This window comes from Salinicola avicenniae, assembly GCF_023736115.1.
Taxonomy (GTDB): domain Bacteria; phylum Pseudomonadota; class Gammaproteobacteria; order Pseudomonadales; family Halomonadaceae; genus Salinicola; species Salinicola avicenniae.
This window is the reverse complement of the sequence record NZ_JAKQZC010000001.1, coordinates 13227-39044: the sequence shown is the minus strand read 5'-3', so window position 1 is coordinate 39044 and position 25818 is coordinate 13227. Positions and strand designations below refer to the sequence as shown.

At 65.4% G+C, this 25818-nt stretch carries 23 protein-coding genes; 13 read left to right on the top strand and 10 right to left on the bottom strand.

Annotated features, from left to right (window positions below):
- Positions 1 to 11: 11 nt before the first annotated feature.
- The 6 genes from MC381_RS00185 (at position 12) to MC381_RS00160 (ending at position 5390) form a co-directional block, all read left to right on the top strand.
- Positions 12 to 1016, top strand: coding sequence for an ABC transporter permease subunit (locus MC381_RS00185; RefSeq protein WP_251975701.1), 1005 nt, complete (start codon positions 12 to 14; stop codon positions 1014 to 1016).
- A 10-nt stretch (positions 1017 to 1026) separates the two neighbouring features.
- Positions 1027 to 1926 carry an ABC transporter permease subunit gene (locus MC381_RS00180; RefSeq protein WP_251975700.1) on the top strand — a complete coding sequence of 300 codons (900 nt, stop codon included), beginning with the start codon at positions 1027 to 1029 and terminating at the stop codon, positions 1924 to 1926.
- A 16-nt stretch (positions 1927 to 1942) separates the two neighbouring features.
- Positions 1943 to 3019 carry an ABC transporter ATP-binding protein gene (locus MC381_RS00175; RefSeq protein WP_251975699.1) on the top strand — a complete coding sequence of 359 codons (1077 nt, stop codon included), beginning with the start codon at positions 1943 to 1945 and terminating at the stop codon, positions 3017 to 3019.
- Positions 3016 to 4026: a dipeptide ABC transporter ATP-binding protein gene (locus tag MC381_RS00170; protein WP_251975698.1), complete on the top strand. Its 1011-nt coding sequence runs from the start codon at positions 3016 to 3018 to the stop codon at positions 4024 to 4026. Before MC381_RS00175 ends, MC381_RS00170 begins: the two co-directional genes overlap by 4 nt.
- 316 nt (positions 4027 to 4342) lie before the next feature.
- Entirely contained in the window at positions 4343 to 4786 is a 444-nt protein-coding gene (locus MC381_RS00165) for a universal stress protein (protein ID WP_251975697.1), read from the top strand.
- 139 nt (positions 4787 to 4925) lie between these two features.
- The gene (locus MC381_RS00160) at positions 4926 to 5390 is read left to right on the top strand and encodes a universal stress protein (protein WP_251975696.1); all 465 of its coding nucleotides are present in this window, start codon (positions 4926 to 4928) and stop codon (positions 5388 to 5390) included.
- A gap of 117 nt (positions 5391 to 5507) precedes the next feature.
- Here the strand turns inward: MC381_RS00160 and MC381_RS00155 are convergent, their stop codons facing one another.
- Positions 5508 to 6227 (bottom strand): GntR family transcriptional regulator, encoded by a 720-nt coding sequence (locus MC381_RS00155; RefSeq protein ID WP_251975695.1) that lies wholly within the window; start codon positions 6225 to 6227, stop codon positions 5508 to 5510.
- Positions 6228 to 6435: 208 nt separating this feature from the next.
- Between MC381_RS00155 and MC381_RS00150 the strand changes: the two genes are divergently transcribed.
- Together MC381_RS00150 and MC381_RS00145 are read left to right on the top strand one after the other, a co-directional pair.
- Entirely contained in the window at positions 6436 to 7269 is an 834-nt protein-coding gene (locus MC381_RS00150) for an amidohydrolase family protein (RefSeq protein WP_251975694.1), read from the top strand.
- Positions 7270 to 7305: 36 nt separating this feature from the next.
- Positions 7306 to 8607, top strand: a complete 1302-nt coding sequence (locus MC381_RS00145) for an SLC13 family permease (protein WP_251975693.1) — start codon at positions 7306 to 7308, stop codon at positions 8605 to 8607.
- Positions 8608 to 8761: 154 nt separating this feature from the next.
- Here MC381_RS00145 and MC381_RS00140 read toward each other — a convergent pair whose 3' ends face one another.
- The gene (locus MC381_RS00140; protein ID WP_251975692.1) at positions 8762 to 10279 is read right to left on the bottom strand and encodes an amidase; all 1518 of its coding nucleotides are present in this window, start codon (positions 10277 to 10279) and stop codon (positions 8762 to 8764) included.
- Positions 10280 to 10433: 154 nt separating this feature from the next.
- The gene (locus MC381_RS00135) at positions 10434 to 11450 is read right to left on the bottom strand and encodes a 1-aminocyclopropane-1-carboxylate deaminase (RefSeq protein WP_251975691.1); all 1017 of its coding nucleotides are present in this window, start codon (positions 11448 to 11450) and stop codon (positions 10434 to 10436) included.
- A 242-nt stretch (positions 11451 to 11692) separates the two neighbouring features.
- Here MC381_RS00135 and MC381_RS00130 point away from each other — a divergent pair, with 242 nt between their 5' ends.
- The 5 genes from MC381_RS00130 to pnp all read left to right on the top strand — a co-directional run bounded on the left by MC381_RS00130 (position 11693) and on the right by pnp (position 18806).
- Positions 11693 to 12181: an Lrp/AsnC ligand binding domain-containing protein gene (locus MC381_RS00130; protein ID WP_251975690.1), complete on the top strand. Its 489-nt coding sequence runs from the start codon at positions 11693 to 11695 to the stop codon at positions 12179 to 12181.
- 192 nt (positions 12182 to 12373) lie between these two features.
- A complete protein-coding gene (gene kdgD / locus MC381_RS00125) occupies positions 12374 to 13291 on the top strand; it encodes a 5-dehydro-4-deoxyglucarate dehydratase (protein ID WP_251975689.1) in 918 nt (305 codons plus the stop codon).
- A gap of 128 nt (positions 13292 to 13419) precedes the next feature.
- On the top strand, positions 13420 to 14766 hold the full coding sequence (locus tag MC381_RS00120) for an enolase C-terminal domain-like protein (RefSeq protein ID WP_251975688.1): 1347 nt from the start codon (positions 13420 to 13422) through the stop codon (positions 14764 to 14766).
- Between the two features lie 107 nt (positions 14767 to 14873).
- Complete coding sequence (locus MC381_RS00115; RefSeq protein ID WP_251975687.1) at positions 14874 to 16451, top strand: aldehyde dehydrogenase (NADP(+)); 1578 nt, start codon at positions 14874 to 14876, stop codon at positions 16449 to 16451.
- 225 nt (positions 16452 to 16676) lie between these two features.
- Positions 16677 to 18806 carry a polyribonucleotide nucleotidyltransferase gene (gene pnp / locus MC381_RS00110; protein WP_251975686.1) on the top strand — a complete coding sequence of 710 codons (2130 nt, stop codon included), beginning with the start codon at positions 16677 to 16679 and terminating at the stop codon, positions 18804 to 18806.
- Between the two features lie 88 nt (positions 18807 to 18894).
- Here pnp and MC381_RS00105 read toward each other — a convergent pair whose 3' ends face one another.
- The 7 genes from MC381_RS00105 to pcnB all read right to left on the bottom strand — a co-directional run bounded on the left by MC381_RS00105 (position 18895) and on the right by pcnB (position 25328).
- Positions 18895 to 19920, bottom strand: a complete 1026-nt coding sequence (locus tag MC381_RS00105; RefSeq protein ID WP_251975685.1) for an acyltransferase family protein — start codon at positions 19918 to 19920, stop codon at positions 18895 to 18897.
- Between the two features lie 198 nt (positions 19921 to 20118).
- Positions 20119 to 21075: a type I pantothenate kinase gene (gene coaA, locus MC381_RS00100; protein ID WP_251975684.1), complete on the bottom strand. Its 957-nt coding sequence runs from the start codon at positions 21073 to 21075 to the stop codon at positions 20119 to 20121.
- A 34-nt stretch (positions 21076 to 21109) separates the two neighbouring features.
- Positions 21110 to 21613: a GNAT family N-acetyltransferase gene (locus MC381_RS00095; RefSeq protein ID WP_251975683.1), complete on the bottom strand. Its 504-nt coding sequence runs from the start codon at positions 21611 to 21613 to the stop codon at positions 21110 to 21112.
- Entirely contained in the window at positions 21606 to 22469 is an 864-nt protein-coding gene (gene panC, locus MC381_RS00090; RefSeq protein WP_251975682.1) for a pantoate--beta-alanine ligase, read from the bottom strand. Before panC ends, MC381_RS00095 begins: the two co-directional genes overlap by 8 nt.
- The gene (gene panB, locus MC381_RS00085; RefSeq protein ID WP_251975681.1) at positions 22469 to 23260 is read right to left on the bottom strand and encodes a 3-methyl-2-oxobutanoate hydroxymethyltransferase; all 792 of its coding nucleotides are present in this window, start codon (positions 23258 to 23260) and stop codon (positions 22469 to 22471) included. The genes panC and panB overlap by 1 nt, the downstream gene beginning before the upstream one ends.
- A gap of 147 nt (positions 23261 to 23407) precedes the next feature.
- A complete protein-coding gene (folK, locus tag MC381_RS00080) occupies positions 23408 to 23905 on the bottom strand; it encodes a 2-amino-4-hydroxy-6-hydroxymethyldihydropteridine diphosphokinase (RefSeq protein ID WP_251975680.1) in 498 nt (165 codons plus the stop codon).
- A complete protein-coding gene (pcnB, locus tag MC381_RS00075; RefSeq protein ID WP_251975679.1) occupies positions 23898 to 25328 on the bottom strand; it encodes a polynucleotide adenylyltransferase PcnB in 1431 nt (476 codons plus the stop codon). Before pcnB ends, folK begins: the two co-directional genes overlap by 8 nt.
- Between the last annotated feature and the right edge of the window lie 490 nt (positions 25329 to 25818).

Sequence of the window (25818 nt, the reverse complement as noted above, 5' to 3'; positions counted from 1 at the left end):
AGTACTCCAACATGTTCAGATTTTTGCTGGTCAAGCTCGCGCAGCTTGTACCGACCTTTATCGGCGTCACCATCGTGGCGTTCGCTTTCATTCGCCTGTTGCCGGGCGACCCGATTCTTCTCATGGCCGGAGAGCGCGGTCTCTCCGCCGAACGTTATGCCCAGCTGCAGTCGCAGTTCGGTTTCGATCGCCCGCTGATCGTGCAGTACTGGGATTTTCTGACCGGGCTGCTGCACGGCGATCTTGGCAATTCTCTCGTCACCCATTCGCCGGTGATGAATGAGTTCATGAGCCGCTTCCCCGCGACGATGGAACTGTCGATCTTCGCGCTGGCGTTCGCCGTCATCATCGGCCTGCCGGCGGGCGTGATCGCCGCCATTCGTCGCGGCAAGACGCTCGACCACACCATCGTCGGCATCAGCTTGACCGGGTATTCGATGCCGATCTTCTGGTGGGGCCTGCTGCTGATCATGCTGTTCTCCAGCACGCTGGGCTGGACACCGGTCTCCGGGCGTATTTCGTTCATGTACTTCATCGACGATGTCACTGGCTTCATGACCATCGATAGCCTGATCGCCGGTGACTGGGGCGCCTTCCTCTCCGCGCTGCATCATCTGGTGCTACCGGCGATCGTGCTCGGGACCATTCCGCTGGCGGTGATCGCGCGTCAGACCCGCTCCTCGATGCTCGAGGTGCTGGGCGAGGATTACGTGCGTACCGCCCGCGCCAAGGGGCTCTCCAGCTTTCGCGTGATCATGGTGCATACCCTGCGTAACGCGCTGATTTCGGTGATTACCGTGATCGGGCTCCAGGTTGGCCTGCTGCTGGCCGGGGCGATCCTGACCGAGACGATCTTCTCTTGGCCGGGGATCGGCAAGTGGATGATCGATGCGATCTCGCGGCGGGACTACCCCTCGGTACAGGGGGGGCTGGTGCTGATCGCGTTCATCGTGATGATCGTCAACCTGCTGGTGGATCTGGCCTACGGGGTCATCAATCCACGTATTCGCCACTGAGGGCCGGAACATGACCGCTATTGCCTCCCCGACGGCGCCGGGGACCTTCCGTTATCAGCTCAAGTCGTTCTGGAGTGACTTCAGCGCCAGTCGCGGCGCCTTCTACGGGCTGATCTTCATCGCCTTCATCATGCTGGTGGCGCTGCTGGCGCCGTGGATCGCGCCGCACGATCCGGCGATGCAGGACCGCTCGGCGCTGCTGGTGCCGCCGGTCTGGCATGCCGAGGGCAGCTGGAGTTACCTCCTCGGGACCGACGCCGTCGGTCGCGATGTGCTTTCGCGGCTGATGTACGGCGCCCGCTACTCGCTCTCGATCAGTGCCATGGTGGTGGTGATTTCGATGGCGTTCGGCATCTTCCTCGGGTTGCTGGCGGGTTACTTCCGCGGCTGGGTCGAGACCGTGATTACCCGCGTGATGGACGTGGTGCTGGCGTTTCCGAGTCTGCTGCTGGCGCTGGGCCTGGTGGCGATCCTGAGCCCGGGGCTGACCAGCGCGATGATCGCCATCGCCATGGTGCAGCTGCCGTATTTCGTGCGCCTGACCCGCGCGGCGGTGATCGGCGAGAAGAGCCGCGAGTATGTCACCGCCAGCCGGCTGGCCGGCGCCGGCCACCTGCGCTTGATGTTCAACACGTTGCTGCCCAACTGCATGGCGCCGCTGATCGTGCAGGCGACACTCTCGTTTTCCACGGCGATTCTGGATATCGCTGCGCTGGGCTTCCTCGGCATGGGCGTGCAGCCGCCGACGCCCGAATGGGGCGCGATGCTGGCCAACGCCCGCGAGTTCATGGGCAGCGCCTACTGGGCGGTCACCTTCCCCGGTCTGGTCATCCTGCTGACGGTGCTGATGATCAATCTGATGGGCGACGGCCTGCGCGATGCACTCGACCCGAAAATGAAGCGCTCGTGACGCCGGAGGATTTCACATGGCACTACTAGAGATTGAAGGCCTCAGCGTTCGTTTCCAGACGAGCAGCGGGCTGTTTACCGCCGTCGAGGATGTCGATATCAGCGTCGATCGCGGCGAGGTGTGGTCGATCGTCGGCGAGTCAGGCTCGGGCAAGTCGGTGTCGATGCTGGCGACCATGGGCCTGTTGCCGTGGACGGCGCAGGTGACCGCCGATCGGCTCGAGTTCGATGGCCAGGATCTGCAGCGGCTCAGTTCACGCCAGCGGCGGCGGATCGTCGGCGGCGAGATGTCGATGATCTTTCAGGAGCCGATGAGCAGCCTGAACCCCTGCTTCACCGTTGGCACGCAGATCGACGAGATGATCAAGCAGCACAAGGGTGGGTCGCGCAAGGAGCGCCACGAGCGAGCCCTCGATCTGCTCGCACAGGTCGGTATTCCCGATCCGGCGCGACGCATCAAGGCCTTTCCTCATCAGCTCTCCGGCGGCATGAGCCAGCGCGTGATGATCGCGATGGCGATCTCCTGTGACCCGCGGCTGTTGATCGCCGATGAGCCGACCACGGCGCTCGACGTCACCATTCAGGCCCAGATTCTCGAGCTGCTGCTCAAGCTGCAGGAAGAGAAGGGCATGGCGCTGATCCTGATCACCCACGACATGGGCGTGGTGGCGGAAACCGCCAAGCATGTGATCGTCCAGTACGCCGGGCGTCAGGTAGAGAAACAGGAGGTGAAATCGCTATTCGCCAACCCGCGCCACCCCTATACCGAGGCGCTGCTCTCCGCGCTGCCGGAGCGCGCCGGCGATCAGGACCGCCTGCCGACGATTCCCGGCGTGGTGCCGGGGCAGCACGACCGGCCCACGGGTTGCCTGTTCAACCCGCGCTGCCGCTATGTCACCGACCACTGCCGAGAGGTGGAGCCCGTCGTGGCGCCGGACGACCCGGCCCGTACGCTCTGTCACTATCCCTTGAACGACCCGGCGGAGGCGCTGGCGACGCCGAGCCACGACGTGTCGGGCCATCCGCCATCCGACGGGCAGCGTCCGCCTGAGGCGAACGACGTGAACCGCGGGAACCGGGAGGTGCGCCCATGAACCGTGAACCCGTACTCAGCGCGACCCATCTGACGCGACACTATCAAATCAAGGGCGGGGCGTTCTCGAAGCCGGCCACGGTCAAGGCACTGAACGAGGCGTCTTTCGAGCTTTTCCCGGGGCAGACGTTGGCGGTGGTCGGCGAGTCCGGCTGTGGCAAGTCGACCTTGGCGCGCGTGCTGACGATGATCGAACCGCCGACCAGCGGCGAGCTCACCATCGGTGGCCATCAGGTCTCGCTCAAGGAGGGCCAGCGTCCGCCGGCAGCGCTGCGCCGCGAAGTGCAGATCATCTTCCAGAATCCCTACGGCTCGCTCAATCCGCGCAAGACCGTGGCGACCATGCTGGAGGAGCCGCTCAAGCTCAACCGCAAGGAGATGCACGCGACCGAGCGGCGCCAGAAGGCCTTGGAGATGATCGAGAAGGTCGGGCTCCGGCCCGAGCACGCCGACCGCTACCCGCACATGTTCTCCGGCGGGCAGCGCCAGCGTATCGCCATCGCCCGGGCGCTGATGCTCAATCCGAAGATCCTGGTGCTCGACGAGCCGGTTTCGGCGCTGGATCTGTCGATTCAGGCCCAGGTACTCAACCTGCTGGCGGATCTGCAGGAGGAGTTCGGGCTGGCCTACGTCTTCATCTCGCACGATCTGTCAGTGGTGCGGCGTATTGCCGACGATGTGATCGTGATGTATTTCGGCCAGCCGGTGGAGACGGGGCCAGCGGAGGCGGTCTTCAGCACGCCGCGTCACCCCTATACGCAGGCGCTCTTTTCGGCGACGCCGGTGGCGGATCCGACGCGCAGCCGCCAGCGCGTCAAGCTCAAGGGCGAGCCGCCTTCCCCCCTGGCTCCGCCGCCGGGCTGCCCGTTTGCGCCACGCTGTCATCTGGCGACGGCCGAGTGCACGCGGGAGGATCCGCCGCTCGAGTCGGTCAGCGACGCGGTCAAGGTGGCCTGCATCCACGTCGATCAGGCCGTGGCGGGAGTGGAGCGTGCCGAAGCCGGCTAGCGCCGGGCAGCCCCCTACACTGCGATGTGCGAACGGCGCCCCGCCACGGGGCGCCGTTCTGCGTTGTGAGGGAGGTGCTTCGGCTCGAGGGTGAGTGTCGTCGCGGCTCGCCAGTGGGCGAAGCCTCGCGTGCGACCTTTTGGCTCCCTCGGGATGCCCGGGAATTGTCTAGGCTGATAGTGACCACGGGAGAGACGTGGCTATTGGCGGCGGTGTGATCGCCGGATGGGGATCATCCGGATAATGAGAAGGCGTCGAGAAGGGCGGCGCCCGCCGGTCAATCGTCTCATCGAGATCTCGAAGAGGGGGAACGATCATGACTCAGCATATTCTGGTACCGATCGACGGCTCGGAAAGCGCTCAGCGGGCACTGGAGCACGCCTGTCTGATGCAGCGGGTACTCGAGGCCAAGCTCTATCTGCTGCACATTCCCGAGGTGCCGCAAGCGACCGACTACATTGGCGCGCGCGTTGGCGCGCCGCCGCTGGACTACAACCCCACCAAGGGGCGCGAGGAGGGCGAGGCGCTGCTCGAAGCCGCGTGGCAGGCCGCCGGCGGCAGCGGTGATGTCGAATATCACGTGGCGGAGGGGCGGCCGGCGCAGGTGATCGTGGCGCAGGTCGAGAATCTTGGCATCGACACCATCGTCATGGGTAGCCGCGGTCTCAGCGATCTCAAGGGGCTGGCGGTCGGCAGCGTGTCGCACAAGGTATCTCACGTGGCGCCGTGCCCGGTCATTACCCTGCACGTGCCCGACTAGCATCGCGCTATCGAACCCGTTCCGGGTCGCGTGCGGCCGGGCCTATCGTCTAGGCTGGCGGTGACATCAGGCAGGTACCGGCGACATCGACGTCGCCGGGCCTATGTCATGCAATCAGGCCACAGGGATGAAGCCGACGATGGTGCAACGCATTCTGGTTCCGCTGGATGGTTCCGACAGCGCGCGACAGGCGCTGGAACATGCCAGCCTGCTGCAGCGCATGAGCGGCGCGGCGCTGCGCCTGCTGCGGGTCAAGGAGCCGCCCTCGGCAGATGAGCATCTGGGGGCGATGGTGGGCGTGCCGCCCGTGGAAATGCTCGAGAACCCGGGCGACGATGATAGTGAAGAACGGCACTGGCTGGCGTCGATCTGGCACGAGGTCGGCAATCGCGACGGCGAGGCGGATTGGCACGTTGCGTCCGGCGATCCAGCGCCGGCGATCGTCGAGCAGGCGCGCGAGTTCGATGCCGACCTGATCGTGATGGGCTCTCGGGGGCAGGGCCAGTTCCAGAACCTGATCTTCGGCAGCGTCTCCCAGCAGGTATCGGAGACCGCGCCGTGCCCGGTCATTACCTATCACGTGCCGGAGACGGCTTCGGCATAGCGAATGGCCAGCGCCAAGACGAGACGGGCCTCCCGGTCGCACAGTGACCGGGAGGCCCGTTTTTTTGAAAGCGTCATTGGCGGCGACGGCTGACAGGCGGGCGTCGCCGCGGTGCCGTCAGGAGATGTCGACCTGGTAGCGAAAGGTCTGGGCATCACCGCGAGAGCGCCGGTACTCCAGCGGCGTGCCGTCATAACCCCTGGCGATACGCTCGATCATGACCACCGGTTGCCCCGCATCGATCTCCAGCACCTCGGCGATGGCGCGATCGGCCATCTCCACCGACAGCGTCTCATGGGCCGACGCGATCAGCTGGCCGCATTTCGACTCGTAGAACGGATAGAGGAGATTGCCGAAATCGTCGGGATCGACCTCCAGCAACGGGGCGAAGCGCGAGGTGGGGAGCCAGATCTCCTCGTGATAGACGTTGCGGTCGTCGATCTGACGGACGCGTTCGAGATGAATGACCGACGTCTCCTTCGCGAGTCCCAGCGCTTCGGCAATGGTGTGATCCGCCGATTCGGTACGTCTCAGCAGTACGCGGCCGGTGGGCATGCGGCGCTGGCCGCGGTTGTCGATCTGGCGGAAGAAGCGAAATAGCGAGCCGTCGAAGTTGGGCCGGCGGATGAAGGTGCCGCGCCCCTGGCTGCGCTCCATCAGGCCGTCCTGGACCAGCGTATCCACCGCGCGGCGAAGCGTGCCGACGGCGACGCCGTAGTGCTTGGTCAGTTCCGCCTCGGTCGGTATGGCGCCGCCCGGGGACCATTCGCCGGAGGCGATCTTGGCCAGCATGTCGTCGCGCAGGCGTTGATAGAGAGGTAGCCGTGTGTCCGTCATCAAGCCATTTCCTTTCATATTATGAGTCCCCTGCGGTCCTCTGCACGAATGTACCACCTTTAGTCGTAGGCAACGAAGATTGCGACTAATTGCGTGTATGCTGTGGCTTCTTCTATTCATATATATGAATAGATAATTAGCCAAATTGCTTAAGCGGGCTGTCGGCCCGCCGTTATTCGTGATTACGCAAGGACAACAAGGAAAGGCAATGACTTCAATCGCCGCGCCGACAGTGACTGGCGTCGATACGCATGCGCACATCTTTGAGCGTGGTCTGCCGCTGGCCGGCAGCCGCCGCTACAGCCCGGACTACGACGCGAGGGTGACGCAGTATCTGGCGCATCTGGACCGCTGTGGCCTATCGCACGGGGTCCTGGTTCAGCCCAGCTTCCTCGGGACCGATAACCACTACATGGTCGAGGCTCTGCGTCGTTACCCGCAGCGTCTTCGCGGAACCGCGGTGGTCGAGCGCGACATCGGCGCCGGCGAGCTCGATGCGCTGGCCGAAGCCGGCGTTGTCGGCATTCGTCTCAACCTGATCGGCAAGACGCCGGAGGACTATCGCAGTGCGCCGTGGCAGGCGCTGTTCGGCGAGCTGGCGCGTCGCGGCTGGTCGGTCGAGGTCCAGCGGGGTATCGACGACGTAGCAAGCGTGATTACGCCGATCCTGGCGTCGGGCGTGGCGGTGGTGGTCGATCACTTCGGCTTGCCGAAAGGCGCGATCGATCCAGACGAGCCGGCACATCGCGAACTGCTGGCGCTGGTGGCCCACGAGAACCTCTGGGTCAAGTTATCGGCGACCTATCGCTGCGCGGCGACGCCCGAACAGGCGCGCGTATCGATTGCCCGTCTGTGCGAGGCCTACGGGCACGGCGAGCGCCTGCTCTGGGGCAGCGACTGGCCGCATACCCGGTTCGAGGCGCAGACCGATTACGAGGCGCAGTTCTCGCTCATGCAGACACTGCTGCCGGATACCGACGTGCGACAGCGTATTCTCGTCGAGAACCCGGCGCGGCTGTTCAAGATTGACCGGTCCATGTAAGGCCGGCTTCCTAACGGGGATAGAGGGAACCAATACATGATGAGTCTGCTTGTGGTGGGGGCGATCGTCGTCTCTATCGTTCTGGGTTACCGAACCAAGATCAATATCGGGTTGTTCGCGATTGCCTTCGCCTATCTGCTGGGCTGCTTCGGCCTCGGCCTGAGCCCGAAGGAGGTGATTGCCTCCTGGCCGCTGAAGATATTCTTCATCATCTTCTCGGTCTGCCTGTTCTACAGTTTCGCCATCGTCAACGGTACGCTGGAGAAGTTGGCCGAGCATCTGATGTATCGCTGCCGCAACTTTCCGCACTTGCTGCCGTTCGCAATCTTCCTGGCAGCCGTGGTGATCTCGGCTTTGGGGGCCGGCTACTACACCGTGCTGGCATTCATGGCGCCGCTGACGCTGTTGCTCTGCGCGCGAACCGGGCTGAACCTGATCATCGGTGCGATGGCGGTCAACTACGGTGCGCTGGCGGGTGCCAACTTTGTCTCCAGCCAGAGCGGGATCATCTTCCGTACGCTGATGACCCAGGCCGGTCTCTCCGATAACCAAGCGTTTCTCAATAGCGCCGGCATCTTTGCCAGCACGCTGATCGTGCCGATCGTCGTGCTGGGCGGGCTGATTCTGATCAATCGCCGCCGCGGCGTGGCCATGGCGACGCTCGATCATGTCGAGCGCCCGTCGCCGCTTAATCGCGAGCAGAAGATGACCCTGGGCCTGACACTGCTGATGATGGTCACGGTGCTGCTGCCGCCAATCGCCAGCCTCATCGCGCCGGACAACGCCACCGTGGCCTGGCTCAACAGCAAGGTCGATATCGGCCTGATCGCCAGCGTGTTCTCGGTGATCGCACTGCTGCTCAAGCTGGGCGACGAGCGCAAGGCGATCGCCTCGCTGCCGTGGGGCACGATCATCATGATCTGTGGTGTCGGCATGCTGATCTCGATTGCCATGAAGGCGGGCACCATCGACATGCTCGGCTCGTGGATCGGGACCAGCATCCCGCCGGTGCTGGTCGCCGTGATGTTCGGTATCGTGGCCGCCTGCATGTCGCTCTTCGCCAGCACGCTGGGCGTGGTGACGCCGGCACTCTTCCCGCTGGTACCGTCGATCGCCGCCTCCGTCGGCATCGATCCGATGGTCATCTTCATCGCCATCGTGGTGGGAGCCCAGGCGACCTCGATCTCGCCGTTCTCCTCCGGTGGCAGCCTGATCCTTGGCTCCTGCCCCAGCGACGAGGAGCGCGCGGGTCTGCTGCCCAAGCTCCTGTTCCGTGCCGCGCCGCTGGGCTTCGTCGCCGCGCTGGTCTTCAACCTGCTACTGACGTTCGTGTTCTAGGCTGCATTCGGCAGCGGTCGGGCTTGCCCGACCGGCACGCATATCGAAGGCGACGGTCGTGACCGTCGCCTTTTCTGTTTTGGGTCGCCTCTATTGTCGGCCGCCTCTATTGTCGGCCGCCTCTATTGTCGGCCGTCTCTATGGTGGCCAGCCTTTATGAGGGACTGGCGAAGGCCGGTGGCAGGCGTGCCAGCCCGCCGCTCGCCTGTTCGAAGGCGTGGGCGAGCTGCAGCACGCCCCAGTCGTCGCGCGGCCGCCCGACGAGCTGGAATCCCGTCGGCAGGCCGTCGTCCTGGCACCCGGCGGGTAGGCTGATCGCCGGGGCCCCCAGCATCGACGCCGGAATCACGACTTCCATCCATCGGTGATAGGTATCCATCGAGCGGCCGTTGATCTCCCTCGGCCAGGGCGTATCGGCAGCGAACGGAAAGACCTGGGCGCTGGGCATGACGAGATAATCGAAACGTGAGAAGAGCGTGCGCCACGCCTGATAGGCCTCGGCGCGCTGGCGATTGGCGTGATGGATCGCCTGGGCCGAGAGGGCGAGTCCCTGTTCGATCTCCCACTGGGCTTCCGGTTTGAGAAAGTCTCGCCGCGCGGGATCGACGTAGGCCTCGGCGAGATTGCCGGCGACTGACCAGTGGCGCAGCGTGGTCCAGCTTTGCCATAGCGTCTCCGGAGGAAATGGGAGAGACGCTGGCGCGAGCGTGCAGCCGGCCGTCTCGAAGTGACCGAGAGCACGTTCGCAGAGTGCGAGAATGCCCGGCGCCATGGCCAGATAGCCCTCCCAGTCGCCGAGCCAGCCGATCGAGACCTGGTGCACATCGCGCTGCAGCGACCGGCGCGGGTCGGCGCCGTCGGGGAGCAGCGGCTCGCCCAGCGACAGCGGGGCCCGGGCATCGAAGCCGGACTGGATGGCCAGCAGACGGGCCACATCCTCGACGCAGCGCCCCATGGGGCCGTTGGTGGAAAGCTGCTGCCCGAATGGCTCCGGACTCACCCCCGGCACGCGGCCAAACGAGGGGCGCATGCCGATGACGTGGTTGAACGCAGCCGGATTGCGCAGCGAGCCCATCATGTCGCTGCCGTCGGCGACCGGCAGCAATCGCATGGCGAGAGCGGCACCCGCGCCGCCGCTGGAGCCGCCGGCGGTGCGCGTGGTGTCGAAGGCGCAGCGTGTGGCGCCGAAAAGGGGATTGTAGGATTGCGAGCCGAGGCCGAATTCGGGCGTATTGGTCTTGCCGATGACGATCGCACCGGCCGCGCGCATGCGCTCGACCATGAGACTGTCCTGGGTGGCGACATGCTCGGCGAACAGCGGCGATCCCTGAGTCGTCGGCAGGCCGGCGGCATCCGAAAGATCCTTGATCGCCTGCGGGAAGCCGTGCATCCAGCCGCGCGACCGCCCGGCCGTCAGCTCGGCGTCGGCGCGTGCGGCCTCGGCCATCGCGGCGTCGGCCTCGAGGCGCGAGATGATGGCATTGACCCGAGGATTGGCGGCCTCGATATGCGTCAGATAGGCGCGCATCACCTCACGGCAGGAGACGCTGCGCTCGTGAATCCGCCGCGAGAGGGTGGAGGCGTCCCAGCCGACGATCTCGGGCAGGACGAGAGGCGCCGCACCAGCGCCGGCGACAGGCGTTGAATCGGAGTCGGAGAAAGGGTTTGTCATTGTGTCCGAGGCTTTGAGAAGCGGGTGAGCCCTCAGCATACCTTAGTAGAGACCGCCCGGCCGGCGCGGTCCCGGCGACACGGCCGAGAGGCAGTGTCGCCGAGAGGTGAGATGGCCGGGACGGCAGATGCCCTGCGTGGGGCACCGCATCTTGTCAGCCGTTGTGGAACAGCTCGCTGTAGGCGCTGAGGGCCGGGGCGCCGCCCAGGTGCGCATACAGCACGCGGGAGCCGGGGGGGAACTCGCCCTGTCGCACCTTCTCGATCATGCCGTGCATCGATTTGCCCTCGTAGACCGGGTCGGTCAGCACGCCTTCCAGGCGTCCGCAGAGACGGATCGCCTCCAGCGTGCCGTCGTTGGGCAGGCCGTATTCGGGGTAGCCGAAGCGCGTGTCGAGCACCACATCCTCGGCGACGATCGGCTGGCCGAGCTCGACCAGTTCGGCCGTGTGCTGGGCGATACGCAACACCTGGGCGTGGGTCTGCGTCGGCTTGGCCGAGGCGTCGATGCCGATGACCTGGCGCGCGCGACCGTCCGCGGCAAAGCCCACCACCATGCCGGCCTGCGTGCTGCCGGTCACCGAGCAGACGACGATATAGTCGAACTGGAAGCCGAGCTCGCGCTCCTGCTGGCGGACCTCCTCGGCGAAGCCGACGAAGCCCAGGCCGCCGTAGGGGTGTTCGGAACAGCCTGCGGGGATCGGGAACGGTTTGCCGCCGTCCGCGCGTACGCTCTCCATGGCGCGCTCCCAGCTTTCGCGGATGCCGATGTCGAAACCGGCAGGGTCGAGGCGCACGTCCGCCCCCATGATGCGCGACAGCTCGATATTGCCGACCTTGTCATAGCTTGCATCGTAGTAGTTGACCCAGTTCTCCTGCACCAGCACGCACTTGAGGCCCAGGTGGGCGGCGACCGCGGCGACCTGGCGGGTCTGGTTCGATTGGATACCGCCGATCGAGACGAGCGTGTCGTAGCCACCTTCGAGCACTTCGGGAATGAGGTATTCGAGCTTGCGTGTCTTGTTGCCCCCGAAGGCGAGGCCGCTGTTGCAGTCTTCGCGCTTGGCGTAAAGCTCGACCTCGCCGCCCAGATGCTCGCTGAGTCGCTTGAGCGGGGTAATCGGAGAGGGGCCGAAGGTCAGGGGGTAGCGGGAGAACTTGTCGAGTTTCATGAAAACACCTGTCTGTCGTCGGAGCGTTGTCGTTGTTGTCCGTGGCGCTATGGCCCATGGCGTCATCGGTTGCCATGACGTGGCGGGAGACAAGTTCTACTCTAGGCGGAAAAGGCTTCTGGCAGGTTGCAGATTAACCTGATTAGTTAAAGTTAAAATTCGTAAAAAAGATAATTAAGTGATAAATAGTTCGTGTCAGTGCCAAATTACACAACAATATTGACTCAGCAAGGAGGCCGGACATGGCCCGGGCCGACAACCACGCGGTGTCGCTGGATCGTATCGACCGCCAGATTCTCGAGCAGCTGCAGCAAGACGCTTCACTCGCCAATGTGACGCTCGCCGAACGCGTGCACCTGAGCCCGCCGGCGTGCCTGCGCCGGGTCGAACGGCTCAAGCGCGAGGGCTACATCAAGGGCATGGTGGCGCTGCTCGATGCCGAGAGACTCGACGTCGGCATGGTGGTGCTGATCGGCGTGGTGCTGGATCGCTCCACACCGGAGTCGTTTGCGGACTTCGAGGCGGCAGCGCAGGGCATTTCCGGCTGCATGGAGTGCCACGTGGTAACCGGGGAGTTCGACTATTTCCTGCTCATCCGCACCCGCGACAACCAGAGCTTCAACCGCCTGCATGCCGAGCAGCTCATCTATCTGCCCGGCGTGCGTCAGATCCGCTCCTTCATGGGGCTGCGCGAAGTCCTGTCGACCACGCAGCTGCCCTTTACTCGTTGATCGACCCGCTGATCGCGAGCGCACGGTATCACGTGCGCCTAATGTCTAACGGCATATCTCGTATGATGTATGACAATATGATCGGGCCAGCACGCGCCGGGCGCGTCGCGGCTGCCGTGTGCAGCCGACAGGGTCGCCACGGGCCGATGCCGGGCGCCGGATTTACGCACACTCGCGAAGAGGGGTATCAAGGTGAATTTTTCCAGAGAAGCGGTGGTCGCCTCCATTACTGACGGTCTGCTCTCCTTCCCGGTGACGGATTTCGACGCCAACGGCAAGTTCGATGCCGAGAGCTATCGCCGTCGCCTGCTGTGGCTGAAGGAGTACGAGGTTTCCGCGCTGTTCGTGGCCGGCGGCACTGGCGAGTTCTTCAATATCACCCTCGAGGAGTACCGCGAGATCGTGACGGTGGCGGTCGAGACGATCGGGGGGCACGTGCCGATCATCGCCAGTGCCGGTCAGAGCGCCGAGCTGGCCAAGGCGCACTGCCGGGTCGCTCAGGAAGCCGGCGCCGACGGCATCCTGCTGATGCCGCCGTACCTGACCGAGTGCCCGCAGGCGGGGCTGGTCGAGTATGCCGCCAGCATCTGCGAGTCGACCGAGCTCAACGTGATCTACTACAACCGTGCCAACGGTTACCTGCAGGTGGATGGCGTGCAGGCGCTGGCCGACCGCTGCCCCAACCTGGTCGGTCTGAAGGACGGCAAGGGCGACATGCAGGCGCTCAATATCACCATCAAGACCCTCGGCAATCGTCTGGCCTATGTCGGCGGGGTTCCCACCGCCGAGATCATTGCCGAAGCCTATCTGGCGATCGGCGTCAGCACCTACTCCTCGGCGGTCTTCAATTTCGTGCCGGCGATGGCGGTAAAGTTCTACCAGGCGCTGCGCCGAGGCGACAGCGAGTTTGTGCGCAAGGCAACGCAGGAGTTCTTCGTGCCGTTCGTCACCCTGCGCGATAACCAGAAAGGCTACGCGGTCAGCCTGATCAAGGCCGGCGCCGATATCGTGGGCTACCCCGGCGGCCAGGTTCGCGCACCGCTGACCATGCCCGACGCGCAGGAAACGGCGACGCTCAAGGCGCTGGTCGAGAAAGCCAACGCACTCTGACGTCAGCGGCGCCGAGACTCGAGGGTCGGGGCTCGGCGCGCCTTGTCGTTCGCGCGGGTTGCCCGCGTGCCCACCGATTGTTCGCGCCGTCGCCTTGCGAGGCCGTGCGGCCGCGGGAGACGCTAGCCATGCCGACTCACGCCACGCCCACGATCACGCGCATGCAGGTCATTCCAGTCGCCGGCCGCGACAGCATGCTGCTCAATATCGGCGGTGCCCATGCGCCGTGGTTCACGCGCAACCTGGTGCTGCTCGAGGATAGTGCCGGGCAGTTGGGCGTCGGCGAGGCGCCGGGCGGCGAGACGATCCGCCAGTCGTTGCTGCAGGCGCAGGCCCACGTCGTCGGGCAGCCGCTGGGGCGGTTGCGCTCGCTGATCGCGTCGCTGCAGCAGGCGGGGCAGGGCGCCGACTTCGACGCGCTCGGCCAGGGCGCCTGGACCTTCGAGCTGCGGATCAACGCGGTGGCGGCACTCGAGGCGGCGCTGCTCGACCTGCTGGGCAAGCATCTCGAGGTCCCGGTGGCCGAGCTGCTGGGCGAGGGCAAGCAGCGCGATCACGTCGACGTGCTGGGCTATCTCTTCTTTCTCGGCGACGGCCACGCCACGCCGCTCGACTATCGGCGAGGAAGCGGGGGGCAGGGCGCCGATCATGACTGGTACCGGCTGCGCGACGAGCCAGCGATGTCGCCGGCGCGCGTCGTCGAGCAGGCTCAGGCGGCCCAGGATCGCTACGGCTTTCGCGACTTCAAGCTCAAGGGGGGCGTGCTGCCGGGCGAGCAGGAGGTCGAGGCCGTCACTGCCCTGCACGCCGCCTTTCCCGAGGCGCGCATCACCCTCGACCCCAACGCGGCCTGGTCGCTCGACGAGGCGATTCGCCTCTGCCGCGATCTGCACGGCACGCTCGCCTATGCCGAGGATCCTTGCGGCGCGGAGCAGGGCTTTTCCGGCCGCGAGATTCTCGCCGAGTTCCGTCGCGCGACCGGTCTTCCGGTGGCCACCAACATGGTCGCCACCAACTGGCGCGAGATGGCGCATGCCCTGATGCTGCGCGCGGTCGACATTCCTCTGGCAGACCCGCATTTCTGGACACTGTCCGGGGCGCTGCGCGTATCGCAGCTCTGCCGCGACCACGGCATGACCTGGGGCTCCCACTCCAATAATCATTTCGATATCTCGCTGGCGATGTTTGCACAGGTCGGTGCGGCTGCCGTGGGGCAGACCACGGCGCTGGATACGCACTGGATCTGGCAGGAGGGCGATGGGCACCTCACACGCGAACCGCCGCGCATCGTCGACGGGCGCATCGCGGTCGGCGATGCACCGGGCCTGGGGATCGAGATCGACATGGCGCGCATCGAACAGGCCCACGAATGCTACCAGCGCTTGCCGGCTGGCGGCCGCGACGATGCCAGGGCAATGCAGTACCTGATCGAGTACTGGCGTTTCGATGCCAACCGGCCGGCGCTGGTGCGCTGAGCCCAGGGGGCGCGACTCGGCAGTGAAGTCCGCCCCCGACAAGACAGCAGGATCCGGCTCACGAGGAGCCGACACACGAGCATGACCCCACCATTGCAGGAGGCAAGATGAATCTGACAGGTGAAATGCTGATCGGCCAGACGGCCGTCAAGGGCAGCCGCGATCCGATCCAGGCGATCAATCCGGCGACCAACGAGCGTCTCGAGCCGGGCTATCCGGGTGGCACCCAGGCCGAAGTCGAACGTGCCTGCCAACTGGCCTGGGATGCCTTCGACGCCTACCGCGAGACGTCACTGGAGGCGCGTGCCAAGTTCCTCGAAACCGTCGCCGACGAAATCGAGGCGCTCGGCGACGCGCTGGTCGAGCGGGCGGTGGCCGAGTCCGGCTTGCCGCAGGCGCGCATCCAGGGCGAGCGCGGACGCACCTGCGGTCAGCTGCGGCTGTTCGCGCGCGTCGTGCGCGACGGCGAGTGGCTCGACGTGCGTATCGACCCGGCGCTACCGGATCGCCAGCCGATGCCGCGTGTCGACCTGCGCCAGCGCCACGTTGCGCTGGGCCCGGTCGTGGTCTTCGGCGCCAGCAACTTCCCGCTCGCCTTCTCGGTGGCCGGCGGTGATACCGCCTCGGCACTGGCCGCCGGCTGCCCGGTAATCGTCAAGGCGCATGCCGCGCATCCCGGTACCAGCGAGCTGGTCGGGCGCGCGATTCAGGCTGCGGTGAAGAAGAGCGGTCTGCCGGAAGGCGTCTTCTCGCTGCTGTTCGGCTCCGGCCGTGAAGTCGGGACGGCACTGGTCTCCGACCCTCGTATCAAGGCGGCCGGCTTCACCGGCTCGCGCAGTGGCGGCCTGGCGCTATGGAAAGCCGCCCAGTCGCGGCCCGAGCCGATTCCGTTCTACGCCGAGATGAGCTCGATCAACCCCGTCTACCCGCTGCCGGCGGCGCTGAAGGCGCGCGGCGAGGCCATGGGCAAGGCGTTCGTCGGCTCGCTCAACATGGGGGCCGGTCAGTTCTGCACCAACCCCGGGCTGGTGATTGCCCGCAAGGGGCCGGAGCTCGATGCCTTCGTCGCGGCCGCCGGCGAGGCGGTCAAGGAGAGTGGCGCCCAGACCATGCTGACGCCGGGCATCTTCGAAGCCTATGAAAGCGGTGTCGCCGGCCTGGCCGGCAGCGGCAAGGCGCGCGAGATCGCCCGCGGTGCCAAGGGCGAGGGCCCCAACCAGTGCCAGACCGGACTGTTCGTGACTTCGGCAGCGGACTTCCTCGGTGACGAGGCGCTGCAGGCCGAGGTGTTCGGCTCCACGTCGCTGGTGGTCGAGTGCGCCGATGACGACGAACTCAAGCAGGTCACCGAGCACCTGGAAGGCCAGCTGACGGTCACGCTGCAGATGGACGATGCCGATACGGAGACTGCCCGAGCGCTGCTGCCGGCGCTGGAGCGCAAGGCGGGACGCATCCTGGTCAACGGCTGGCCGACCGGCGTCGAGGTGTGTGATGCCATGGTCCATGGCGGTCCCTTCCCGGCCACCTCGGATTCGCGCACCACGTCCGTCGGCACGGCGGCGATCTTCCGCTTCCTGCGCCCGGTCTGCTATCAGGACCTGCCGGAGGCGCTGCTGCCGGAAGCGCTCAAGCAGGACAATCCGCTCAAGCTCAAGCGCCTGGTCGACGGCAAGCGCGAAGGCTGAGCCGCGTTCTGCGCTCCCCCTGGCCCTGCGGGCCTTCATGAAGGCCCGCTGGTGATTGCGACGACCCCCGCCCGCAGGCGGGGGTCGCCGTGTTTCGGGGCCGAGAAACCGTGGCTGTCCGGCATGGGACCAAGGTCGCCATCGGTAGCTCTCGCTTCCGCGAACGCCTAGAATGAGCGCCGAGTCAAACGACCCCAACGAATTCGACAAGTTAAAGGAACGCCCGTGAATCCGGTACAAACCACCTTCCAGTACGGTCAGAGCACCGTCACTCTCGAGACCGGGCGCATCGCCCGCCAAGCCACCGGCGCCGTGCTGGTCACCATGGATGACACCGTGGTCCTGTGTACCGTGGTCGGGCGCAAGGACCTCAAGCCCGGTCAGGACTTCTTCCCGCTTTCCGTGCACTATCAGGAGAAGACCTACTCCGTGGGCAAGATCCCCGGTGGCTTCTTCAAGCGTGAAGGCCGTCCGACCGAGAAAGAGACGCTGACCTCGCGTCTGATCGACCGCCCGATTCGTCCGCTCTTCCCCAAGGGCTTCATGAACGAAGTCCAGGTCATCTGCACCGTGCTTTCCGCCAACGCCAACCAGGATCCGGACATCGCCGCGATGATCGGCACCTCGGCGGCGCTGGCGATCTCCGGCCTGCCGTTCAGCGGCCCGATCGGCGCGGCACGCGTCGGCTTCACCGAGTCGCGCGGCTACTTCCTGAACCCGACGGTCGAAGAGCTGGCCAGCTCCGAGCTGAACATGGTGGTGGCGGGTACCGACAAGGCCGTGCTGATGGTCGAGTCCGAAGCCAAGGAACTGACCGAAGACGAAATGCTGGGCGCGGTACTCTACGCCCACCAGGAGATGCAGGTCGCGGTCGACGCGATCAACTCGCTCGTCGCCGAAGCCGGCAAGCCCAAGTGGGCCTGGCAGCCTGCCGCGACCAACGTCGCGCTCAAGGATGCCGTTGCCGGCGCCTTTGAAGCCAAGATCGGCGAGGCCTACCGCATCACCGACAAGATGGCGCGTCAGGACGCGCTAGCCGCGATCCGCGCCGAGGCCATCGAACAGCTGGCCGGCGGCGAGTCGCCGCAGTTCGATGCCGACGCCGTCTCCGGCGCGCTGGCGAGCCTCGAGAAGCATACCGTGCGTCGCCGCGTCATCGCCGGCGAGCCGCGTATCGACGGGCGCGACCACAAGACCGTGCGTCCGCTCGACGTCAAGGTCGGTGTGCTGCCGCGTACCCACGGCTCCGCGTTGTTCACCCGTGGCGAAACCCAGGCCATGGTCGTTGCCACGCTCGGTACGCTGCGCGACGCTCAACTGATCGAGTCGCTCGAGGGCGAGCGCAAGGATCGCTTCCTGCTGCACTACAACTTCCCCCCGTACAGTGTCGGCGAAGCCGGCTTCATGGGCGGTCCGAAGCGTCGCGAGATCGGTCACGGCCGTCTGGCACGCCGCGGTATCCAGGCGATGCTGCCGAACGAAGACGACTTCCCCTACACCATCCGCGTGGTCTCCGAGATCACCGAGTCCAACGGCTCCAGCTCGATGGCTTCCGTGTGCGGCTCCTCGCTGGCGCTGATGGATGCCGGCGTGCCGCTCAAGGCACCGGTAGCGGGCATCGCCATGGGGCTGGTCAAGGACGACGATGGCTTCGCCGTGCTGACCGATATCCTGGGTGACGAGGATCACCTCGGCGACATGGACTTCAAGGTGGCCGGTTCCGTCAACGGCGTGACCGCCCTGCAGATGGACATCAAGATCGAGGGCATCAACGAGGAGATCATGGAGACGGCGCTGCAGCAGGCGCACCAGGCGCGTATCGAGATCCTCGACAAGATGAATGTCGTCATCGGCGAAAGTCGTACCGAAGTCTCCGAGCACGCGCCGGCGATGCAGACCATCAAGATCTCGCCGGACAAGATCCGCGACGTGATCGGCAAGGGCGGTGCCACCATTCGCAGCATCTGCGAAGAGACCGGCGCCTCCATCGATATCGATGACGACGGCCTGGTGCGCATCTACGCTGAGGACCGCGCTGCGGCCAAGCGTGCCATCGACCGCGTCAACGAGATCACCGCCGAGGCCGAGATCGGCAAGCTCTACCGTGGCAAGGTCGTGCGTCTGGCCGACTTCGGTGCCTTCGTCAACTTCATGCCGGGAACCGACGGCCTGGTGCACATCTCGCAGATCGTGCCGGAGCGCGTCAACGACGTGAAGGATTACCTGAGCGAAGGGCAGGAAGTGACGGTCAAGGTGCTCGACATCGACAACCGCAATCGCGTGAAGCTCTCCATCAAGGAGATCACGCCGGAAGAGAAGGCAGCATTCGAGGCCTCGCTCGTCGAAGAAGTGTGATGACAGCAGGCCGCCAGGCCTGAGCGATCACGACACGACAACGCCCGACCCGCCCTGTGCGGGTCGGGCGTTTTGGGTAGGGGGCTTCTCAGGCCGTGGCGGTCTGACGCCGCGGGGCCGGCAGATATCGCTTGAGGCGGCGCGAGAGCTTCTTCTCGACGAATTCGTAGCTCAGCCACGAGCCGATGGCGATGATCGGCACGCAGATCGCCAGCGCCAGATAGGGGCTGAGGCCGTACTGCCGGGTCAGCACGTAGTCGCCGGACCACAGTACGATCACGTGCAGCAGATAGGTGGAGTAGGACCAGTCGCCCATCGCCTTGACCACGCGGTTGTGGCCGAGTCTCGGTTCCATGCCGATAAAGGCGATGACCAGTGCGGCGCCTGGCAGGCCCCAGGCCACGAAGCGCAGCATGCCGGACGGGTCGTTGAAGGCGAGAATCGTGCCGAGGCTCGTCAGCGCCAGGACGATCGGCCACCAGCGTCCGCCGGGCAGGCCGTGGCGTGAGTAGATCACGCCGATGCCCACGCCCAGCAGGAACTCGAAAATGATCGGATCGGTGTAGAAGCTGCTGATGAACGGCTGGTGGGCGAACAGCGTGTTGATCACCACGATCGCCAGCACCAGGCCCCACAGGCGCCACTGACGCTTGAGCATCAGTGAGGCGGCGAAGACCACGTAGAACAGCATCTCGAAGTTGAGCGTCCAGCCGACCGGCAGAATCGGGTAGTAGCCGTAGCCGGCCGGGTTCTCCGTGGGAATGAAGAACAGCGACATCAAGAGCCCCTTGAGACTCAAGCCGTACTCCGGCATCACGCTGCTGGCGAAATAGAGAATCGCCGCGGTAATCGCGGTGTAGAGCCAGTAGGCCGGCACGATGCGCACCAGCCGGTGAAGCAGGAATTGTGGCGTGGAAAGCGACTTGCCCCGGGTCGAGACGGTGATCACGAAGCCGCTGATGACGAAGAAGATATCCACGCCGACCTGGCCCCGGGTCGAGAACAGGTATTCGACCCAGTTGTCGGCCTCGAAGCCGAAGAACACCTGCATGAAGTGGTGGAAGACGACGATCCATGCCGCCAGCGCGCGTAGCGCCTGTACCGAAATCAACATCCCTTTCTCAATCCCTTGATGGCCATGCATTGACGCTATATGGGAAGGGTATCGACGCAAAAAGTTCACGCCGATGAGGGAAAAGGATAAACGCTGTTCGAAAAACGTCGGGCAAGGGCCAGGACAGGATCGGCGCTAGGCTCGGGCGATCAGCGCCCCGGCGTGATGGGACGGCCGCGTCAGCGCGGCCGTGATCGCTCAGAGCTTGCGCAGGGCGACCTGCTCGACCAGATGGTTGGGGCCCTTGCGCAGGATCAGATCGGCGCGGGGGCGCGTCGGCAGGATATTCTCGCGCAGGTTGCGGCGGTTGATGTCTCGCCACAGGCCCTCGGCGATGGCGACGGCTTCCGCTTCCTCGATCTGCGCATAGCGGTGGAAGAACGAGGCCGGGTTCTGGAATGCGGTCTCGCGCAACAGGCGAAAGCGCTCCAGGTACCAGTCATGAATATGGGACTCTTCGGCGTCGATATAGATCGAAAAGTCGAAGAAATCGGAGACGAAGGGCACCATCTTGCCATCTTCCGGCAGATCACGGACCTGCAGCACGTTGATGCCTTCGACGATTAGGATGTCGGGGCGATCGACGGTCTGAAAGGTGTCGGGCAGCACGTCGTAGGTCAGGTGCGAGTAGAGCGGCGCCTGCACGTTGCGCACGCCGGCCTTGATCCAGGAGAGAAAGCGCAGCAGGGCGCCGATGTCGTAACTCTCCGGGAAGCCCTTGCGCGACATCAGATCTTTCTCGCGCAGCTCGGCGTTGGCGTGCAGAAAACCGTCGGTGGTGACCAGGTCGACCTTGGGGCTCGAAGGCCAGCGTGCCAGCAGCTCCTTGAGAATGCGCGAGGTGGTCGACTTGCCGACCGCCACGGAGCCGGCAATACCGATGATGAAGGGCGTCTTCTGGGTATCGTCGATATCGAAGAAGTGCTTGCGCTGTGCGTAGAGGGCCTGGCTTGCCTCGACGTAGGCCGAGAGCAGCCGCGACAGGGCAAGATAGATGCGCCGGACTTCGTTCAGGTCGATCGGATCGTTGAGTGAACGCAGTCGCTGTACTTCCTCGGCGGAGAGCGTCTGCGGGGTATCGGCGCGGAATTCGGACCACTGTTCGGCCGTGTAAAACTGATACGGGGAAAACGGGTCCGGTCTCAATTGGTTCATTGCATCTCTTCGATCTGCTGACCCGCGACAGCCCTCACGCTGGCTCGCCCGGGGCCTGGTTATCGCCGTCGTGCGCGGCGAATTGTCTCAGGTGCATGGGCACAATGCCACGCGTATCGACCTCGCCATGGGCAACGAAGCCCAGGCGCCGATAGAGCGGGATCGCCGCGGCGTTGTCGGCGAAGACGTTGAGCGTGACATGCTCGGCGTGTCGCGCGTGCGCTTCCTGCAGTAGCGCTCGACACAGCTGCTCGCCGAGACCCTCCCGGCGCCGGGCAGGGTCGACGATGATCCGGGCCAGATGCCAATGGCGCGGCCCTTTCTGAATAAGCTGGCCGAATGCGGCCGGCAGCGGGCCCTCGGCGACACAGAACGTCGGCGTGGCGCCGCCCTCGAGCTCCTGCCACAGGGTCGGGCCATCGGTTGGCCAGGTGAGATCGGGACCGGCCCAGCGAGTCAGCGAGGTCGGCGAATCGACCCAGCGGGCGATCGTCTTCAGATCGCTCGGCAGCGCGGCTCGCCAGCGCCGCTCACCCATCGCTGCGGCTCGGCATGCGGACCGCAACGTTGTCGATCAGGCGCGTCGTCCCGAGGTAGACGGCGCCAAGCAGGCGGCCCGCCGTATGCCGAGCCGGGTCGAAGGCCGTCAGGTCAGGGGCACGCAGCTCCAGATAGTCGAGACGCAGCCCACTGGCCGCCAGTTCGCGGCGGGCCGTGGCGATCGCGCTGTCGACCGCTTCGCCGCGAGCAAGGGCTTCGGCACAGCGCGACAGTGTCCGGTATAGCGCCGTGGCCTGTTCGCGTTCACTCGGCGAGAGATAGCCGTTGCGCGACGATAGCGCCAGCCCGTCGTCGGCGCGCACCGTCGGGACACCGACGATCTCGATCGGGAAGTGCAGGTCGGCGACCAGCTTGCGAATCACCGCCAGCTGCTGAAAATCCTTCTCGCCGAAGCAGGCGACGTCCGGCTGCACCAGATGAAAGAGCAGGGAGACGACCGTGGCGACGCCATCGAAGTGACCGATTCGCGAGCCGCCGCAGAGACCTTCCGAGACCACGGGTACCTGCACCTGGGTCTGAGCCTCGAGGCCGCCGGGGTAGAGCGTTTCGACGTCCGGGGCGAACAGCAAGTCGCAGCCGTGGGCGGCGAGCTGCGCCCGGTCGGCGTCGAGCGTGCGCGGGTAGCGGCCGAGATCCTCACCGGCGGAGAACTGTAGCGGATTGACGAACAGTGTGGCGACGACCAGATCGGCGAGTGCGCGGGCGCGCTCGACCAGCGCCAGATGCCCTGCGTGCAGATTGCCCATGGTCGGTACCAGCGCAATACGTTGCCCCTCGCGCCGTGCGATGGCCAGCCGTTCTCTCAAGGGGGTGATGTCGTGCTCGAGCTGCATCAGAAGGTGTGCTCCGCGGCGGGGAACTGGCGCTGATGAACGGCCTCCGCATAGGCGCGGAAGGCCGCCTCGATGCTCTCCTGGCCGTGCAGGAAGTTCTTCACGAAGCGTGGCACGTAGCCGCTGTTGAGGCCGAGCACGTCATGCATGACCAGAATCTGGCCATCGACGTCCGGGCCGGCGCCAATGCCGATCACCGGTACCTCGACGGCATCGCGCACACGCCGAGCGAGATCGCGGGGCACGCATTCGAGCAGGATCACCGCGGCCCCGGCATCGACCAGATGACGGGCCGCGTCGACAATGCGCTGGGCCTCGGCGTCGGCCTTGCCCTGCACCTTGAAGCCTCCCAGTTGATGCACGCTCTGCGGCGTCAGGCCAAGATGCGCGCAGACCGGCACGCCGCGGCGTGTCAGTTCACGGATACCGTCGGCCATCCACGCTTCGCCTTCGATCTTGACCAGCTCGGCGCCGGCGCGCATCAGCTGGCCGGCATCGCGCAGGAGCTGGCCGGTATCGGCGTTGCTCATGAAGGGCAGATCGACCATCAGCAGGCTGCGTTGCTTGCCCCGGGCGACGCAGCGCGTGTGGTAGACGATGTCCTCCAGCGTGACCGGCAGTGTACTGGCATGTCCCTGCAGCACCATGCCGAGGGAGTCGCCGACCAGCAGCACATCGATACCGGCGCTGTCGGCGCAGCGCGCCAGGGTTGCATCGTAGGCGGTCAGACAGCTGAACGCCTCGCCGCGCGCCCGACAGTCGCGCAGGGAGTGGAGGGTTACGCTCTTCATGGTCTCTCGCTCGTTGACGCCGGCGGGCGCCGGCATGGCCGTGCGCGGCCGAGTGTAACGGGTTGTCGACACGACGCAACTCGACGTTGGCCCCATATGGCGGCGGAGAGGCTGCGGCGAGTGCCGGGAGTCGGCGCGGAGGCGGCGTCAGTCGTCGAGGCGGTGCAGTGGCTGATCGGCGAGCGCTGGAAGGTACGACGCCAGGGGGCGGTCGGCGAGGGTGAAGTCCGGCGCGATCTCGGCCAGCGGCTCCAGGACGAACCGCCGATACGGCATCTGCGGGTGCGGTAGCGTCAGGCGCGGGTGATATTGTGCCAGGCCGGCATACCACAACAGATCGAGGTCAAGGGTACGGGGTCCCCAGTGGCGGCGACGCACGCGGCGGTGGCGCTGTTCGAGCGCCTGCAGCTGATCGAGCAGTGCCAGTGGTGACAGGCGAGTGTGAATGGCGGCCACGGCGTTGACGAAGTCTGGCTGGTCCTGCGGTCCGATCGGGGCGCTGGCGTAGAGCGACGAGCGCGCCACGCACTGAGTCAGCGGCAGCGCGTCCAGGCTTCGCAGTGCGCGCCGCAGCTGCTCGCGGGGTGTCTCGAGGTTGCTGCCGAGGCCGATATAGGCCAGCGCGGGCCGCGATGCCTCACTCATCCAGCGTCGGCGGCGTCGAGCGGTTGGGATTACGGCGGCGCTTGCGCGGACGGCGGCGGCGCGGCTTGCCGCTGTTGCCGGCCGGATGGCCGCCATCGACCTCCGCCATCAACTGATGCTGTTCGCTCTCGTCGGCATCCTGAAAACGGGTCCACCACTGGCCCAGCCCCGGTGTCAGCTCGCCCGCTTCCTCGCGCAGCAGCAGGAAATCGTAGGCGGCGCGGAAGCGCGGATGCTCGAGCGTCTGGAAGACACGCCGGCCTCGGCGGCGAGGCAGCTGCTGCTGGAGTTCCCAGATATCGCGCATCGGCATGCTGAAACGCTTGGGGATGGAGGTGTGCTGCAACTGTCGGCTGATGACCTGCTGGGCGGCTGCCTGCTGTGCGGGCACCTCCGGCAGGTCCTGTTCGTGGGCGACCTGCGCCGTGCGCTGGGTCACGCAGGGCCAGAGCAGGGCAGCGAACAGGAACGCCGGCGTGACCGGGCGATCCTCTGCCAGCCGGGTGTCGGTGTTGGCCAGCGCCTGCTCCACCAGTGCCTCGGCCCAGGGGAGCGCTTGCAACGCTTCGTCGCTTTCCGGGAACAGCATGGCGAACAGTCCCAGCTCGCGCAGTACGCGGAAGCTTTGTACGGCGTGGCCGGAGAGGAACAGCTTGAGGACTTCCTCGAACAGACGCGCCGGTGGGATCTGCAGCAGCAGCGGTGCCAGTTCGCGGATCGGCGCCTCGGTCTCTGCAGCAAGGCTGAAATCGAGCTTGGCGGCAAAGCGCGCCGCCCGCAGCATGCGCACCGGATCTTCGCGGTAGCGCGTTTCGGGATCGCCGATCAGACGCAGTATGCGGTCGTCGAGATCCTGCAGGCCGCCGGTCCAGTCGTGGATCGAGAAATCGCTGACGCTGTAGTAGAGCGCGTTGACGGTGAAGTCGCGCCGGATGGCATCTTCCTCGACGCTACCCCAGACATTGTCGCGCAGCAGCAGCCCTTCATCGGACTGCTGGCTGTGGTTGCCACCGTCTTCCTCGCCGTGTCGGCCCCGGAAGGTGGTGACCTCGATCACCTCGCGCCCGAAGCGCACGTGCACGATGCGAAAGCGTCGACCGATGATGCGCGAATTGCGGAAAAGCTGGCGCACTTCGTCGGGGGTGGCCGCGGTGGCCACGTCGAAATCCTTGGGGCGGTTGCCCAGCAGCGAATCGCGGATGCAACCGCCGACCAGATAGGCGTCGTAGCCGGCATTGTTAAGGCGATAGAGCACCTTGAGGGCGTTTTCGCTGAGATCCCGGCGTGAGACATCGTGTTCGTCGCGAGGCAGGACTCGCCGCGTGGGACGGGTGTTTTCGGAAGCTTGGGCGGATTCAGCGCCGAAGAGGGTCTTCAAACGTTCACCGGGACGTTGTAGAAAGCGGGAAAATCCTTTGAACATGCGGCGAAATCGACTCGCGAGATAGCAAAACCCCAGTGTAGCGGAGCCCCGATGGCTTGCAAAGACGCGACCCTCGTGTCCGCCCGCATTGCCAAGGGGAATTGGCGGTCTGCTGTGTGAATGAACAGGCCGTTTCGACGGCGGCGGGGAGAACGAGCGCAGAGGGCGTTCGGGGAAGCGCCTGCCTGTCTCAGACAGCCACAAGAGTAGACAGCAAAAAGGGGAGACCCGATCGGCCTCCCCTTTCCAAGGATGCTGTGCAACGTCCATGCCGCTTCTTCTTGTTCGTGATGGCGCATCGCCTTGAATACGCATCACAGTCGCTGAACGATATCGCAGTCACTGACTTGTCGTTGTCGGCCTGGCCGTGAGCGACCACCTCGTATTCAAAACAATCATCCAACACGACAGGCAATGCCCTACCCGGTTCTTGTTGTTGTTCCGGGAAGTCTTCGCATCTCGGGGAGGCTTGTTGTTGTTGCCCCATCGG

Bases quoted from the DNA above. Each gene is read 5' to 3' on its own strand.
- MC381_RS00185 (WP_251975701.1), top strand. From the start codon at position 12: ATGTTCAGATTTTTGCTGGTCAAGCTCGCGCAGCTTGTACCGACCTTT.
- MC381_RS00180 (WP_251975700.1), top strand. From the start codon at position 1,027: ATGACCGCTATTGCCTCCCCGACGGCGCCGGGGACCTTCCGTTATCAG.
- MC381_RS00175 (WP_251975699.1), top strand. From the start codon at position 1,943: ATGGCACTACTAGAGATTGAAGGCCTCAGCGTTCGTTTCCAGACGAGC.
- MC381_RS00170 (WP_251975698.1), top strand. From the start codon at position 3,016: ATGAACCGTGAACCCGTACTCAGCGCGACCCATCTGACGCGACACTAT.
- MC381_RS00165 (WP_251975697.1), top strand. From the start codon at position 4,343: ATGACTCAGCATATTCTGGTACCGATCGACGGCTCGGAAAGCGCTCAG.
- MC381_RS00160 (WP_251975696.1), top strand. From the start codon at position 4,926: ATGGTGCAACGCATTCTGGTTCCGCTGGATGGTTCCGACAGCGCGCGA.
- MC381_RS00155 (WP_251975695.1), bottom strand. From the start codon at position 6,227: ATGACGGACACACGGCTACCTCTCTATCAACGCCTGCGCGACGACATG.
- MC381_RS00150 (WP_251975694.1), top strand. From the start codon at position 6,436: ATGACTTCAATCGCCGCGCCGACAGTGACTGGCGTCGATACGCATGCG.
- MC381_RS00145 (WP_251975693.1), top strand. From the start codon at position 7,306: ATGATGAGTCTGCTTGTGGTGGGGGCGATCGTCGTCTCTATCGTTCTG.
- MC381_RS00140 (WP_251975692.1), bottom strand. From the start codon at position 10,279: ATGACAAACCCTTTCTCCGACTCCGATTCAACGCCTGTCGCCGGCGCT.
- MC381_RS00135 (WP_251975691.1), bottom strand. From the start codon at position 11,450: ATGAAACTCGACAAGTTCTCCCGCTACCCCCTGACCTTCGGCCCCTCT.
- MC381_RS00130 (WP_251975690.1), top strand. From the start codon at position 11,693: ATGGCCCGGGCCGACAACCACGCGGTGTCGCTGGATCGTATCGACCGC.
- MC381_RS00120 (WP_251975688.1), top strand. From the start codon at position 13,420: ATGCCGACTCACGCCACGCCCACGATCACGCGCATGCAGGTCATTCCA.
- MC381_RS00115 (WP_251975687.1), top strand. From the start codon at position 14,874: ATGAATCTGACAGGTGAAATGCTGATCGGCCAGACGGCCGTCAAGGGC.
- MC381_RS00105 (WP_251975685.1), bottom strand. From the start codon at position 19,920: ATGTTGATTTCGGTACAGGCGCTACGCGCGCTGGCGGCATGGATCGTC.
- coaA (WP_251975684.1), bottom strand. From the start codon at position 21,075: ATGAACCAATTGAGACCGGACCCGTTTTCCCCGTATCAGTTTTACACG.
- MC381_RS00095 (WP_251975683.1), bottom strand. From the start codon at position 21,613: ATGGGTGAGCGGCGCTGGCGAGCCGCGCTGCCGAGCGATCTGAAGACG.
- panC (WP_251975682.1), bottom strand. From the start codon at position 22,469: ATGCAGCTCGAGCACGACATCACCCCCTTGAGAGAACGGCTGGCCATC.
- panB (WP_251975681.1), bottom strand. From the start codon at position 23,260: ATGAAGAGCGTAACCCTCCACTCCCTGCGCGACTGTCGGGCGCGCGGC.
- folK (WP_251975680.1), bottom strand. From the start codon at position 23,905: ATGAGTGAGGCATCGCGGCCCGCGCTGGCCTATATCGGCCTCGGCAGC.
- pcnB (WP_251975679.1), bottom strand. From the start codon at position 25,328: ATGTTCAAAGGATTTTCCCGCTTTCTACAACGTCCCGGTGAACGTTTG.